This window comes from Phaeodactylibacter sp. (genome assembly GCF_040219495.1).
GTDB lineage: Bacteria > Bacteroidota > Bacteroidia > Chitinophagales > Saprospiraceae > Phaeodactylibacter.
On sequence record NZ_JAVJSK010000071.1, the window covers coordinates 1 to 15,138 of the forward strand.

General features: G+C 49.8%; 10 protein-coding genes. 6 read left to right on the forward strand and 4 right to left on the reverse strand.

From position 1 onward, the window contains the following. The 6 genes from RIC19_RS10405 to RIC19_RS10430 form a co-directional block, all read left to right on the forward strand. Positions 1 to 253: T9SS type A sorting domain-containing protein (locus tag RIC19_RS10405; protein WP_350178251.1), on the forward strand; the 253-nt coding region annotated here is incomplete at its 5' end. 268 nt (positions 254 to 521) lie between these two features. Next, positions 522 to 1,460, forward strand: a complete 939-nt coding sequence (locus RIC19_RS10410; protein ID WP_350178252.1) for a T9SS type A sorting domain-containing protein — start codon at positions 522 to 524, stop codon at positions 1,458 to 1,460. Between the two features lie 1,007 nt (positions 1,461 to 2,467). Continuing rightward, the gene (locus tag RIC19_RS10415) at positions 2,468 to 3,616 is read left to right on the forward strand and encodes a DUF4221 family protein (protein WP_350178253.1); all 1,149 of its coding nucleotides are present in this window, start codon (positions 2,468 to 2,470) and stop codon (positions 3,614 to 3,616) included. A gap of 77 nt (positions 3,617 to 3,693) precedes the next feature. Further along, positions 3,694 to 4,836: a DUF4221 family protein gene (locus RIC19_RS10420; protein WP_350178254.1), complete on the forward strand. Its 1,143-nt coding sequence runs from the start codon at positions 3,694 to 3,696 to the stop codon at positions 4,834 to 4,836. 99 nt (positions 4,837 to 4,935) lie between these two features. Continuing rightward, positions 4,936 to 6,042, forward strand: a complete 1,107-nt coding sequence (locus tag RIC19_RS10425) for an efflux RND transporter periplasmic adaptor subunit (protein ID WP_350178255.1) — start codon at positions 4,936 to 4,938, stop codon at positions 6,040 to 6,042. A 33-nt stretch (positions 6,043 to 6,075) separates the two neighbouring features. Beyond that, positions 6,076 to 9,102: an efflux RND transporter permease subunit gene (locus RIC19_RS10430; RefSeq protein WP_350178256.1), complete on the forward strand. Its 3,027-nt coding sequence runs from the start codon at positions 6,076 to 6,078 to the stop codon at positions 9,100 to 9,102. A gap of 79 nt (positions 9,103 to 9,181) precedes the next feature. On the opposite strand, the gene RIC19_RS10435 is transcribed toward RIC19_RS10430, so the two are convergent. The 4 genes from RIC19_RS10435 to RIC19_RS10450 all read right to left on the reverse strand — a co-directional run bounded on the left by RIC19_RS10435 (position 9,182) and on the right by RIC19_RS10450 (position 15,047). Then, positions 9,182 to 12,298, reverse strand: a complete 3,117-nt coding sequence (locus RIC19_RS10435; RefSeq protein ID WP_350178257.1) for an efflux RND transporter permease subunit — start codon at positions 12,296 to 12,298, stop codon at positions 9,182 to 9,184. A gap of 290 nt (positions 12,299 to 12,588) precedes the next feature. Further along, positions 12,589 to 13,092, reverse strand: a complete 504-nt coding sequence (gene purE / locus RIC19_RS10440) for a 5-(carboxyamino)imidazole ribonucleotide mutase (RefSeq protein WP_350178258.1) — start codon at positions 13,090 to 13,092, stop codon at positions 12,589 to 12,591. Positions 13,093 to 13,121: 29 nt separating this feature from the next. Next, a complete protein-coding gene (locus RIC19_RS10445; protein ID WP_350178259.1) occupies positions 13,122 to 14,306 on the reverse strand; it encodes a WG repeat-containing protein in 1,185 nt (394 codons plus the stop codon). 24 nt (positions 14,307 to 14,330) lie between these two features. Further along, positions 14,331 to 15,047, reverse strand: coding sequence for an NUDIX hydrolase (locus RIC19_RS10450; protein WP_350178260.1), 717 nt, complete (start codon positions 15,045 to 15,047; stop codon positions 14,331 to 14,333). Positions 15,048 to 15,138 lie beyond the last annotated feature (91 nt).

A 15,138-nucleotide genomic window follows, 5' to 3' on the forward strand; every position in this document is an offset into this window, starting at 1 on the left:
GCTCCACCTCTATCCCAACCCGGCACAGGAGTACCTCTATGTGCTGCTCCGGGATGCAGGCATTGCCCACCGCCGGGGCGCTGTCCTGCAATTGCTGGACCTGCAGGGGCGCATCTTGCAGTCGCACCCCGCCGGCCGCATTGATGAGGTGACCAGCATACTGCCGGTTCGGGGCCTGCCTGCCGGTGCCTACGTCCTCCGCTATGTGGCGGACGGGCAGGTTTTGGCAGCGGAGCGGGTGGTGGTGCGGTGAAGCATCCCCCGGCGCACTACTTTCGCCGGGGGTACTTTTGCCGGGCAAATGCAATCTGCTAAGCAAGGTTGAGCTGCCCGAGCGCTTCAAAGCCTTGCTGGTGTAGAGCTTAATCCAGGACCCATGCTAAGAGCTCTGCCCCAGCTTTATCTTGGCAAACCTACCGGATCCCGGTAAAAACCGGAGCCCGACAGGAGCCCCGAGCCCGCTGGCGCAGCGTATTTACATTTGAAAAACTATTGATGCAATATTCCTAAAACACTCCTTCATGCGAGACAGAACAAAAATAAAAGTACTCTTTCTTACCCTATCCGTTCTTCTTCTAATCAGTGAGCTAAATGCCCAAAACTGGATAAATGAAGATGCACGGTGGTATCATGGTTTATCGTCCCAGTTGTCTTCCGGGTATGTCCAGATGGAATACGCTGGCGATACGCTGCTCAACGGTGCTGAAACAGGAGCCGTTTTCAAAAGGACTTATCACCAGTACGGCTGGATGGGTGAATTGGATGTGACCACAGGCACTTCCTTGATTTTCCGGGAGTCTGACGCTACCCTTTACCTATGGAACGAAGCGCTCAGTATATTCGATACCTTAATTCAATTCGGTGCCGCGCCTGGCGATACCTGGCGGACTACCACAGATTACGACGCAGCCGGGGAAGAAAGCATGTCCACTACTGTAATCGATACCGGACATATAGAAATCAATGCGGCCAGCTTGCCATGGATGCACGTTGAATACCAATTCGATTATTTTGACATGACCTATACGGAACAGGACACGATCGTAGAGGGGATTGGCCCATTGAACCATTACGTATTGCCCTGGGAAGTGGTATATCTTGCCGGAGCCACCGGAGGGCTGCAATGCTTCGAGAGCAGTAATATCGGGCTGTACTCCCGGTCCGGGCAGGGGGAAAGCTGTGATGCTATCCTGACAGGCACAGAGGAGTTGACGGCTTCCGAAGAGCACCGCAGTACCGTTTATCCCAATCCTGCAACCGATAAGATCTATTTTTCAAATAATGGCAACCACACGGTAGATCGGGTAACCCTCTTCAGCCTGGATGGACGGCATATTGCGGAGACTGTGCTACAGGGCAGGCAGTCAATAGCTGTGCGGGGACTTTCAAAGGGGATATATGTCGTCGCCATTATTTTTGAAGATGGGTCTACTGGACGGGCAAGGTTTGTGAAACAGTAGTGTACAGAAAGGGGAAAGTGCCAGGCTGTGCGCTACACACTCAGGCGGCGATTATGACTTCGATAGCAATCGGGGGAAGGCTCCAAAAGCCGCTACCGGACTGAAGGCAATTTGCTGCACGGTCACAGCAAACCCATTGTAACCCGCGTCCCTGAATCACCAAGCTTCGTACTACCTACAATGTTTTTTTTGAAAAAGAAGCCCAAAAATTTGGAAATATCGCGGTGGGGGGGGTAAATTTGATCATCGCTCAAATATAAAAGCACATAATAAAACGGGAATTGGATTTTTTGCAGTATTTGTGTTGCTTGCAGCATGCTGTGCCGTTCGGGCGCTCCGTTCATTTTGATTAATTGCACCAGGTTTTTTAAGAGCGTGTTGGGACTTTTGTCTTCTAGTCGAAAACTAACCATTTTTTGGTTAGACGAGGCGCGAAAACCGGAGTTTAGTGTATGTTTAGAGCAAACGAGAGTTGATAATCAAAGAGGTGTGGTTATGGCTAAATGGAAAAATGCGCGTTTGGCGGAGCCTGCCCCGCAGAATTGCGGGGTCAAATAAGTATTTTTCCATGACGTCCCGGTATGACCGGGATTCACAAGGCTTTGGTTATCAGCCGAAGTGCACCTCCAAACATACACTTAGCCTTAGCTAGATAGCCCGTCCCGCAGTTTCCGGGACGAAGTATAAGCAGACCGGTTACTAAAGTCCCAATACGCTCTCAGGATACATGGGAATTAACGTATTGTGAGGTAGGTGGATGGACGACATACAATTGCGACGAGGCAGGTGGGGAGTGTACAGAACAAGTTTGCCACTGCGATTATTAATCATCTACAGCCCATTATGCGTGGGGTTTATGCGCTTTTATTCCTGTTTTCCTTAGCTTTATAAGCCCTGAAGTTGCAACCTTGGCAGCTTCAGGGCACCCAAAAAGACAGCGAATACTATCCATAAACGCCAGGTATAATGGGCTACGATCATACGATAACCGATAAATCAGGACCAAGTTGTACAGCAGATATTTAGGGCTATTTTCCTTGTTGTGTTTATGCTCTATGTGCACTAATGACAGTGGGCAGGAGTACTTAGATATAGTAGATTGTGCAGTAGATACAACAAGTATCCTGCAGATAAACACTCCCGCCATCGCACCGATTTACGGAATTACCCAGCAGCTTGAACCAAGCCAGTTTATTGCTTATACCCCTATTATTCATTCCATTGACTGGGTAGATTTGTCCAATAGTAATTCGCCGCTCACCAAGCGGCTACAATTGTTGCATGAAGGGCCAAAAGGTATCGACAATGTAAAGGATGTTCACTTCCATAACGCTGATACTATTTTTGTAGCTTGTGCATACCATCTTTTTATTATTGATGCCGAAGGGGCGATCATCCGCAAAATCCCCATTAATCAGTCGTCAAGCCCTTTGAAGGGTATCGATTTTTCAAGTGTATTTTTGTATGCTCACAAAAAGAATGGGACGGGCATTCATTATTCTCCCAAAGAAAAGTCATTGTACATCCCTTGCAAGGCTAGCCGATATGACCAATTTACCATTCCAGACCACTATGAAGTGCCCATTTTGGCAAAGTGGAACATTTCAAACGACTCCGTAACGATACTTGACCTTAAATACCCGGATAAATTCAGGGAACAATCGTACGGATTACTCAACCGGCCTAATATTTCCTATACCGAAGACAAAATCGTGTACAACTTCAAAGTCGATTCAGATATCTATGTTTATGATTTGAAGGCCCAAAAGGTTATAACGCACAAGTGCCCAAGCCAGCTTGCCGACGATGCGGAGCCTTTTCTAGTTAGGGGGGCTGTATCGAGAGACGTGGAAGCTTTATTGAATCATGTGAGGAATAACCCCGACTACGGAGTGGTTACTTTCAATCCTTATCGCAATGAATATTACAGGAGCTTACTGATCCCCGATGATTCTGCTATTGGGAAGGAGCGTCCTAAAAAGATGTCCGTGACAATTCTTTCCACAGATTTTAAAATTTTACAGGAAATGATCTTACCGAACGGTACCACCTCATCTAAGAATAAGATTTTTACAGAACAAGGCGTATTGCTACCAGTGCTGAATGATGACGAGGATATTAAGCTGTACAGGCACTTGAAACTCACTTGTTCCTGAGCGCAATGCCAAAGGTTCAATCTTCATATTCTTATGGAGCTAATTTTAAGATTGGCCTTGAAAATAATGATGAATAGATGAAAAACTGCTGTTGTATATTTTTAAGCCTGCTGCTACTAATTTTGCTCAGCGCTTGTGCTCCAGACGCTTCCGGAGTAAAAACAAACACCTGCACAATTGACTCCACCCAATTGGTAAAAATACCGATGAGCAGTGAAATGATTAATTCCTATAAGGCGACCCAATTGATCAAACAAGATGGGCGTGAAAAAATGGTAGCCTATAATGATGTCATGCATGGTATTGACGTGATTGACCTGGAACAAAAAGCAATGAGTGATTTTGTTCGGCTAAAGAAAGAAGGGCCTGAGAAAATTGCCAAAGTCAGAGGCTTCTACTATATCAATAAAGATTCAGTATTTATTTTCACTGACTTCAAAATATTCCTCATCGATATGGAAGGAGACTTTAAACAGGTGATTGAGGTGAACTCAGAACGATCTAAGATCAATGGGATTGACTTTTCAGAGTATCTCCATGATGTAAGTCAGAAAAGAGGAAGACCCGTGTATTTTGACCGCAACACAAATTTCCTCTATTTTCCCTTGAGGTATTACCGGTATGATCAAAACACCATACCTGAGCATTATGCCCGCGAGAACAGCCTTTGCGGTAGACTGAATATCAATACTTTGAAGTTCGAAAAACTGGATATTCATTACCCGGATATTTTCCGGGAAAAGAGCTTTGGCTTACTGAGCACCCCAAACTTTCTTTTTCTGGAAGACAAGATTGTTTACAACTTTAAAACGAGCAGCAAAATATATGTTTACGATATAGCGTCCGGAAGAACAGCGGTCAAAGAATCCCCATCTGCCTATGCACCTGAGGAAGCGGAAGCCTACTATGGCAGTACAGGAGCTGGTGATGAACAGATTCACCATGTTACAAACAACCCGGAATACCGGGAGTTGAAATACATCCCGGAGCGACGTCAATATTACCGGGCGGTAATCAATACCCATCCAACTGAAGCTCCAAAAAAGGCTTCTTATTTTACCGTGATGGACGAGCAATTTAATGTGCTGACTGATTTTGAGTTACCTCCGTATCATTTTCCAATAGGGGCTTTGCCTTCAAAACACGGGCTAATGTGTTACGCTACGAACGTGCCTGAGCAGGCCACTGCATTCAGAGTATTCCGTACGCAATGTGATTGATTTTCTTATATTTACTTACTTGAGTGTAGCGCAATGAATTAGGTGAAGCTCAGTTCAGCGCTTTTCTACCGCGTTTTTCTTACATGAAACCGATTTTGTGTGATCAAAAAATGGTTCGTTTTTCTTGCAGTAGGGTTCATGCTGTGCCAATGCGCGCCTTCCTCCGGTAATTCTTCGGAGTCAGATGGCACTACTATGCCTGCTTCTATCACTCGCGAACCGGTAGCGGGAGCAGTTGTACGCACGGTATCCGTAGTGCGCAAAGATTTCGCTATCCAGGTTTTTTCCAGTGGAACATTGACGGCAACCCGGCAGGCAGATATCCAGGCCCAAGTCTCCGGCAGCCTTCAGGAGTTGTTCGCCCGGGAAGGGCAACGGTTTAAAAAAGGAGCGGCATTGGCGGTGTTGGATTCCACGGCTTTGGTGCTGGAACTGGAAAAAGCTAACCTGCAGCTGAAAGAAGCCGTTTACAACAAAGATGATCAATTGGTAATGCAGGGCGGCACCTGGGGGGTAGATACCTCGGTCAATGCCGAAACCCTTGATAACATTCTGATCCGCAGTGGGCTAAGCAATGCCCGGCATACCATCAAAAAATTGAAGTACAAATGGTCCCAGATGGTCATCAGAGCTCCTTTCGACGGTATCGTAGCTGACGTGGCAGTAAAACCTTTTAAGCAACTCACTGGTCAGACTACGATTTGCCGTTTGATAGATCCGGAAAGCTTTGTGGCCGCCTTTCAACTTCTGGAAAGGGATGCGATGGATATTTCTATCGGGCAGGGGGTAAGCTTGAGCCCTGTTGCCAATCCTGGCCTACAGTTGAAGGCGCAAATTTCACGGATCAACCCGGTGGTTAGCAGCAGTGGTTTAGTCCGCATTCAAGCCAAAATATCCGCTCGGGATATACAAACCCACGCAGATATACTGTGGGAAGGGATGAAAATGAACGTGGTCATTGAAAAGCGCATACCCGGCCAGCTGGTGGTGCCAAAGTCAGCATTGGTCTTGCGCTCTGGGAGAGAAGTGGTGTTTGTATATGACGAAGCCGAAAAGCGTGCTAAGTGGAAGTATGTAAGCTTCGCCTATGAGAATGAGTCAGAGGTTGCCATCACAGAGGGCCTGCAGCCCGGAGAGCTGGTCATAACAGAAGGGAACCTGAACCTTGACCATGATGCAGAGGTGGTGCTGGCAGATATTGAATAAGCCTGGATGAGGTAAAAGGGATAAACGAAAAGGATGCTTCAATTTTTGGTACAACGCCCCGTCGGAGTTTTTCTCTCTTTCCTGGGGCTTTTTATTATCGGTATCATCATGGCAGCCCGGCTTCCCGTTTCCCTGCTTCCGGATACGGATATACCCGAAATTACCGTGCAGGTGGAATACCCTAATGTTGCTGCCCGGACGATCGAAAGTACCATCACCAGGCCTCTGCGCAATCAACTGCTTCAAACCAACCACCTTAAGGACATCAAAAGTGAATCACAGGATGGAGCGGCTACCATTCAGCTGGCGTTTGAGTTTGGCACCAATACCCATCTGAGCTTTATAGAGGTCAATGAGAAGATAGATCAGGTCATGTCGCGCCTGCCCCGCGATCTGCAACGGCCCAAAGTCATCAAAGCCAATGCTGGGGATATCCCGATTTTCTATGTCAGTGTAGTGCCTCGTGAAAACGGAGGTGTCAAGCCTGATTTTATAGCGCTTTCCGAATGGGCGAAGACTACCCTAAAGCGCCGTATGGAACAACTGCCGCCGGTCGCTTTTGTCGACTTAAGCGGATGGGTGGAAGCTGAGATCATACTAGTGCCCAAGCCAGATATGCTCTCGAGTCTGGGGCTTCAGGAAACGGACATTGAACGGCTGTTGCAGCAAAACAACTATGACCTGGGCAGTGTGCTGTTGCAAGACGGGCATTATCAATACAACGTGGAGTTTTCTTCCCAATTGCAGTCTCCCGAAGATTTGGCAGAAATATACTTCAAGCACGATGATCAGGTGTTGGCCCTGAAAGAAATTGTAGACATCAAAGTAAGTCCGCAAAATGATGTGGGCCGTTATCTCCACAACGGGCGGCAGGGCATTGTTTTTGCCATACGCAAACAATCCGAAGCCCAAATATTGGAGCTGAAAACCGCTTTCGCCCGTTTGCTGGAGGAGCTGCAGCAGGAGTATCCGGAACTCGATTTTTATATCTCCAATGATCAGTCTGCCCTCCTTGAAGTATCAATCGACAGCCTTCGAAGCAGTTTGCTCTACGGCGGCATCGGGGCGTTCCTGGTCTTGTTCCTGTTCTTTCGTCAGTGGCAGTCTCCACTATTGATTGGCGTAGCCATACCTGCAGCCCTGACTGTTACCTTGTTAGGGTTTTTCCTCGCAGGTTTGTCCATCAATATCATTTCCCTCTCAGGCCTGATACTTGGCCTGGGGCTGATGGTAGACAACTCCATCATCGTCATAGAAAACATAAGACAATTTAGAGAGCAGGGCTTTTCCAGAATTGATGCAGCCGTGCAGGGGGCCAATGAAGTGATCCGGCCGCTGATTAGCTCTGCACTGACCACTTGCTCGGTTTTCGTGCCATTGATTTTCCTGAGCGGCATGGCCGGGGTGCTTTTTTATGACCAGGCTATTTCAATAGTCCTGGCCCTTGGCAGTTCTCTGCTAATTGCTTACATCCTGCTGCCCACCATCCTAAATCAATCCTGGAAAAAAACTGCACTCTCGTCATTTAGCGCTCAGGCACGACCTGTACCCAACGGAGGAAACCAGCTGTTTACTCAAACGGTAGATACTGTGCTGCACCACCGGATAGTTTTTGGCGCTTCTTTTACCCTTTTTGCCGCCGCAGGCCTTCTGGTGTCAGACCGGCTTCCGCGGGCATCTTTTCCTGAAATCACACGGGCCGGCCTGGAAATCAATATTGACTGGAACGAGCCCATTCGCTACACCGAAAACCAAGCCCGGATGACCGCATGCTGGCAACATTTCCAGGAGCGCTTCCCAAGCTCAGGCATTTTTGTTGGCGACCAACAGTTTTTACTAAGTATACAGCAACTGAACTCCAATGAAGCCCAGGCTTTTTTCTTTGGGGCCATTGATCGAGGCGACAATACCGCCAGAGGAGCCGTTGCCAAATTTATAGAAAACGAATACCCCGGAGCAAAAGTAGACATCAAATTAATTGACAATTTATTTGATGAGATTTTCGGACAGGAGGAGGCGCCTTATCTCCTGCATTTGCAGTCCAATGCTGCGCTCGGTACGCCCTCCCCTGAGGAGCTAATTCCGGTGATCAGCTGGCTCCGGGCAAACGGCCTTCAGGCATCCATGCCGCCGCAAAAGGAAGAATTGATCGTAGAGATACTCCGTGATCAGGTCTTGGCTTATGATGTAGGCTATCAGGCGCTGTACGCTAAATTGCAATCGGCCTTTAGCGCCAATCAGATCGGGGTATTGAAAGGCGATGAGCGCCAAATCCCGATCCGCTTATCAGCAGCAGATACGGCTTTTCAAGCCAACTTTGACGCTGTGTTTGTGCAAAACCAGTCTGGCCAGCCGTTCCCCCTGAGCTTGTTTGTCCGCATGCATAAACACATGGATTATAAAAAAATAACTGCCCAGAAATCGGGGGAAATGGTAACCGTCCCCTTGTTCCTTTCAGCCGGGCAATCCTTTGAAGGGCTAAAAAGCAATTTCCCCAAAAACACCAATTTAGCGGTCTCCTATTCCGGGCAGGCTTTTGCCAATCAGGCGCTCATAGCAGAATTACTGATGGTATTTGGTATCTCCCTTCTTTTGCTGTACCTGATTTTGGCAGCGCAATTTGAGTCCTTGCTACAGCCGCTTATTGTCTTGCTTACGGTGCCCTTCGGCCTGGCAGGAGCGGTTTTGTCGTTGTATATGCTGGGGCAAAGCTTAAACCTGGTCTCCGTGATTGGCATGATCGTCATGAGCGGTATTGTGGTCAACGATGCCATTCTGAAAGTCGATATTATGAACCATCTGTCAAATCGACTGCCCATCCGGGAAGCTATTCATCAGGCTGGGGTTCGTAGGCTGAGACCCATACTGATGACTTCCCTGACGAGCATCCTGGCACTCACCCCTATCCTGTTTTCAGGAGGGCTGGGCGCTGAGCTGCAGCGGCCACTAGCCGTATCTGTTATCGGTGGGCTTATTGTGGGTACCCTGGCCAGTCTTTATGTAATACCGTTGCTGTATAGTGTGCTGGGAAATTGGCAGGAAAAACGGCATCTGCACTAATGCCTCGGATTGTATATTTAAGTTCGGTTGAAAAATGCTTTGGGCAGTATTTGATTGATCGGTTTCTTAAACCCAATGCTCAACGCCGCAGCACAAACAAAGGTGTGAAAAAGAGCAATACCATCACCGAAAATAATAGACCGCCTATGGCACCGATCGCCAGCGAAAACCAGAATACTTCCTGCTGCCCGTGGATCAGAAAGGGGGTCAACCCCAAAGAGGTGGAGAAAATAGTAAGCAAAATGGGGGCGATTTTGTGCTGCAGTGCCTTTAGGTAAGGCCTCAAGGGGGGGCTACTCGGATATTTTTTGCGAAAGCCGTTGAAATCGTTGATCAAAAAAATCAAACCGTTTACGACAAGTCCGCTCGTCAGTAAAAAAGAGGTGTACCCACCCTGATCGAACGGGAATTTGAACCAGTAGAATGTCAGAAAAATACCGATAAAAGAGGTGGGGATAATTAAAATGATGGCCAGGGCCTGCCTTAAAGATTCAAAGGTGAGGGCACAAACAAAGAAAATGAGCACGATGACCAGCCCAAGGAGGGCAGATTGTTCCCCAAGGTTGCTGTTCCATCCGAATCGCCGCCTCTCTATGGAGTAGCCCAGGAGCAATTCCTTTCTCATCTCTTCGATTTTTTCATTGAGGAATTTACTGCCAAAACGGGCAGAGCCCAGGTACTCAAACGTAATGGATTGAACGTACTGTTGATTTTCCTTGCGTATAGAGGCAGGCACTTGCCGCCTTTCCAGCCGGGCGAAATCAGAAAAGGCAACAAGCAGGCTATCGGCAGGCTGAGGGACATGCTCCAGGTGCCAGCGGTCCTTTGCTGGCAGCAGATCCGATACCAACCGCACCGGGATCAAACCAGGGAGGTAGAAATCAGGGCTTCGGTTTTGGCCAGCTTGCGCGAGGGTACGCTGAACCATAGGTATTGTCAAACCTTGCTGCACCATTTTGCGGCGGTCCAGCTCCACATACAAGGCGTACAAATCTTTTTCAGACCGGGAGTAGTTGGCTGATGTATTCACTTCCTGAATGCGGGAATTTAGCAATAGCTTATCGGCAAAATTCCGGGCTTGTTTCTCTAATTCAGCCTTTTGGTACCCATACATAGAAACCCGGAAAGTAGGAGGTGAGGCTGCACGGTCGTTGCTAAACCCTCTGCCTACACCAAAGATATTCCAGGTCACGCCTCCCATATTGAAACTAAAAGCCGTTACCCTGGATTTTAGCTGGACCGGGAAGTTGTGTTCGTAAGCGCGGTTGAAGTAGACTTCTATTGCGGCGTGCTGGCCGTTATCAATTTGGGCTACGTACTTTTGGATCTCCTGCGGAAACTGGCTCAGATAGGCTTCCATCCTCTGAATTACTTCATTCATTTGCTCCAACGCCGCGCCATTAGGCAAATCGGCATGGATATACAGCACCGTTTGGCCGGCATCCCTGAAGCCTGAGCCTTCATACACATACAGGCTGAAGAGCCTCAGCGTACCGCCCAGCCATTTGTTTACATGGGGCTTCATGTTTTCCACATACCATTTATCGCCAAGGGTTTCATTGTACCAGTCTTTGCCGGGGATCCGGTTGGGCAGCAAAAAAACGGGCAGCCCAAAACAAAGGACAATCAGCCCAATGAGCAGTTTTTTGTGCCTCAGCAGCAGCGTCAGCAGCGCTGCGTAGGCGGCATACAAACGCACGATTTTTCTGCGGGGCCCAAAGGAGAAGACTGCTTTGGAACTCACAGTGGGCCTTGGGTAAAACCGTTCCATAAGAGCAGGGATCAGCCATGCTGCCACCACAGTGGAGACCAAAAGGTTGATGCCAATGACCTTTGCGAAACTCATGAGATCAGCCTGCCAGTTTTCCGGAAGGAACCAGACAATAAACAGCGCGGAAAGGGTGGTAAGGGTGCTGGCTAAAATAGCCGGGAAGACCTTTCGGTTGCCCTGATTTTTCCAGTGGTGCATCATCACAATAGCGTTGTCGATAACCATGCCAAAGGAAACCGTAATGCCAGCCAGTGCGTACAAATGGATTTCAATGCTCAGGAAATAATAAAAAATGAAGGCAATGCCCAGGTTAACCATCAGGCTGAGGAGTACAATAAGCGGGGAGCGCCAGTTGCGATAGGTGAGCGTCATCAGCAGCAGCAGTACACCCAATGAAAGCAGGGAGCGTTGTGCAATTTTCTCTAATTCCAACTTCAGGTAGGCGGTAGCATCATAGTCTGCGATAAGTTGATAGGTGGGCGGAAAGCCTGAAACTTGTTCAGATAGCGCTTCCCTGACACGGGGCACAAGCTGCAACTGATTGACCCCGCTTTGGGCATAAAAAGCCAGCCGAATGCTGTTTTGTCCATTGACCCGGTAAAATTGAGTGGGCGGGAGCGCTTCCCACTGTAGTTGCGCCAGTTCCCCCAGGCGGATGATCTGCCCTGAAACGTTTAGGATTGGAAGCCCTGAGAGTACTGCCTTTTGCTCCGCTATAGTTTGTTGCTCCATCCATTCCGGAGTATTGTCAAGCACCACCCATCCTGAATGCAGCGCTCCGAATATTTGGCCAAGGCTTTGCCGTTCGAATGCAGTTTGAAAAGCTTTTAAAACATCAGCCTTCCCCAGCCCCAGTTGCAACAATAACGTTTCGTTCAAAGTGATTTTCCAAGCTGAGGCGTTACCGCCTTTCACTTGTATTTCCTCTACGCCATCTATGAGCGACAAGCGTGGTTTGAGCTTGTCAGACGCGAACCGGAACAGGGCTTCCGGACTGTCTGCCCCGCTCAGCGAGTAGAGCAGCACCGGCCGGTCCAAGGGGTTCTGTTCGGCATTGTGCGTATTGATTTGCGGGTAACTGACACCAGCTGGTAAGGATGGATAAATTTGCCTGATTTTGGAGGCGATTTCAAATCTGAGGCCATCTATGTCCACTCCAGGCTTTAGGTCCAGAGTGATACTGGCTGTGCCCTTTCGGGAAATGGAGTACAGGTTCTCAACGCCTCTTACCAAACCAAATGCGCCTTCCAAAACACTGGTCACTTCTCCTTCCAGCACTTTTGGTGAGGCACCCGGCCAACTGTACTCAACACTCATTTGCGATTGCTGGCCTGAGGGCAGCAATTGTACCGATAGTAAAGGCAGCAATGCAAACCCAATTAGAGTCAGGCAGGCAAATAGTATGAAGGTAGTGAAGGTGCGCATTGATTGCTCTGTTAAGCTGTCAGCAGGAATTTACGCAAGATTTTGCAAACCTAATCCACTTTTCCGTGCTGCCTTCAACTTTTACAGTCTAACAGCTTAAGATTTGTAAGGATAGGACAAAGCTTTTTTAGGCTGGCAAGGCAGAAATCATAATGCTTGGCTTTGCCAGGCTACACTTTTCAGTGCCGCTTCATGAAGCGATTGTGGAATTGATGTCCGAATATCTAGTCCGGCCGCAACCCCACAATCGCCACCACCCTCCAAAGAACAAACCCTCATTCCAGCCCAACTCATTTCCGGTAATCCTCATACCCTTCCGCTTCAAGGCGGGTATACTTCACCTTGACCCCTTCCGCCAGGTCCTGCTTGTAGGCAAGGATTCGGCCCAGCACCGCCTCATCCTGCGCTCCGATGATCTGAGCGGCGAGGATGCCCGCATTCTTAGCGGCATTGAGGGCCACTGTGGCCACCGGCACGCCATTGGGCATTTGGAGGATGGACAGGACCGAGTCCCAGCCGTCGATAGAGTTGGAGGATTTCACCGGTACGCCAATCACGGGCAGTGGTGACAGGGAAGCGACCATACCGGGCAAGTGAGCAGCCCCGCCAGCTCCGGCAATAATGGCTTTGATGCCTCTGCCGTGGGCCTGTTTGGCAAACTCAAACATCCGCTCTGGCGTCCGGTGAGCCGAAACGATGGTGACCTCAAAGGGGATGTCCAGTTCCTTTAGTACATCGGCGGCCTGACGCATGACGGGCAAGTCGGAGTCTGATCCCATAATAATGCTAATCATATCTTTGGTTTTGTTTTTTACTGTCAAAATTATCGTCCCGGTGCCAGCCCCTCGGAGAAATCCCTGACATCCTGAAAGTTGGTGGGGATCGCAATCGCTCCGGTCGTGTCGATGAAGGCCATGCCGTTGCGGGTAGCCACCCGTGCCAGCCCTTCTGCAAAGCCCCAGGCCAGAAAGAACTCAGGAGGGGTAATGACCCGCCCGTCCTGATGCAGGTACCCCCAGCGCCGCCCCATCCGGTAGGGGATGAGCCCTTCGCTAAAGGACATCAGCTGGTCAAACTGTGCCGGTACGATCTCCTCGCCGTTCTGGTCGATGAAGCCGTAACGCCCTTCCTGCTCAAAGGCCCAGAAGTTTTCACCCACGTACCAGAGTTGCTGGTAAGCGTTGCCCGTGATGAGCTGCCCGTTTGGGCCAATGAGTTGGTACAGGCTATCCCGGCTGACTACCGCCCGGTCATTCGAAAAGTCCCGGGCGTCCAGCCATTCAAAGGGGACAGCTATGCTGCCATCCGGGCGCAGAAAACCATAATACCCCTCCTGCCGTGCCCGGATACGCCGGTTTGACATGGGGTCCGTTTTCGCGTAAGCGGCGGGTATTATCCATTGCCCAAGGGTGTCAATAAGGCCATATTTGCCTCCCGACCTCACTGCGGCCGTGCCATTCTGAAAATCAGAAGCCCGCTCAAAGGCCGGTTCAATGATGAGGGCACCATGATCATCAAGATAACCATATTGTGCCCCAACGCGTACTCTAGCCCGCCCTGCTTCAAAGTCATTTAGCTGATCGTAGGCCGGATCGATGACCCATTCGCCACTCCGGTTGATGAAGCCCATTTTGCTGTCGGGGTAGGTCAGCACCCGTGCCAGCCCTTCCCGAAAAGGGAATGCAGCCTGAAACTGCGGCTCAATGGCCATTCGCCCTTCCGGATCAATATAGCCCCAGTATCCGCCCAGGCGCACCGCCGCCAGCCCTTCTGAAAAAGTCCGTACTTCGTCGAAGCGGGGTGGGATTCGAAACCGCCCGTTGCGGCCGATAAAGCCCCAGGGCTGTTCTGCTTTATCAAAGTCCTCCGCCCGGCCGGGCAAGGTTGCCGTCGAATCCTGAGCGGGCTTTTCCGCAGGTGGCGGGTCCTCCTTGCAACCTGGCAAAAGCAAAAGGCTGCTGAGCAAAATCATGGTAGAAGTACCGGTGAAGAAACGTGCGGCAGGCATAGCAGGCAGTTCGGCTGAATCAATTTATATTTCGAAGTCTACTCCCCGGCGCAGCAGGTCGTCGTACCGCTCCCGGAAGAGTTGCTCGTAGGCTTCCTTGTCAAAGCTATACAATTTGGCGGGGCGGTGGGCCACGTTTTCCTGTTTGCCCACCTCGCGCAGCACGCCCATTTTGAGAATGCGGGTGCGGAAGTTGCGCTTGTTGAGCTCGTCCACGCCCAGTACCGTCTCATACAATTGTTGTAGCTGAGAAAGGGTAAACTGCTCGGGCAGCAGCTCGAAGCCAATTGGCTGATAACGTACCTTGGCCCGCAGCCGTGCGATAGCAGCCTGCAGGATCTTATCGTGGTCAAATGCCAGAGGCGGCAGCTCGTCTACTGCAAACCATTCCACGCTGCGGGCATCAGATGCGGCCTCAACGGGGTGCTCGCTCAGGTTGACCAGCGCGTAGTAAGCCACGCTGACCACCCGGCCCCGGGGGTCGCGCTCCGGCGCACCAAAGGTAAAAAGCTGCTCAATGAATACATCCCGGACGCCAGTTTCTTCTTCCAGCTCCCGGAGGGCAGCCGCCTCGAGGCTCTCATCCATATCCACAAAGCCGCCCGGCAGGGCCCAGCGCCCGGCAAACGGGTCGTTCTTGCGCTGTATCAGCAGCACTTTCAGCTGATGGCTCTCATCCAGTCCGAAAATCACACAGTCCACGGTCAGGGCCGGCCGCGGGTACTCATAAGTATAAGCCATGCCAACGGGTTGTATTACGTTGGGTGAAATTAAGGAAATTAATTTGCCGCTATCAAACTTTACCTTATTTTTGCCCAGCTTTTCAAAAACT

Coding starts and splice junctions, on each gene's coding strand:
- RIC19_RS10410 (WP_350178252.1), top strand. CDS start 522: ATGCGAGACAGAACAAAAATAAAAGTACTCTTTCTTACCCTATCCGTT.
- RIC19_RS10420 (WP_350178254.1), top strand. CDS start 3,694: ATGAAAAACTGCTGTTGTATATTTTTAAGCCTGCTGCTACTAATTTTG.
- RIC19_RS10430 (WP_350178256.1), top strand. CDS start 6,076: ATGCTTCAATTTTTGGTACAACGCCCCGTCGGAGTTTTTCTCTCTTTC.
- RIC19_RS10435 (WP_350178257.1), bottom strand. CDS start 12,298: ATGCGCACCTTCACTACCTTCATACTATTTGCCTGCCTGACTCTAATT.
- purE (WP_350178258.1), bottom strand. CDS start 13,092: ATGATTAGCATTATTATGGGATCAGACTCCGACTTGCCCGTCATGCGT.
- RIC19_RS10445 (WP_350178259.1), bottom strand. CDS start 14,306: ATGCCTGCCGCACGTTTCTTCACCGGTACTTCTACCATGATTTTGCTC.
- RIC19_RS10450 (WP_350178260.1), bottom strand. CDS start 15,047: ATGGCTTATACTTATGAGTACCCGCGGCCGGCCCTGACCGTGGACTGT.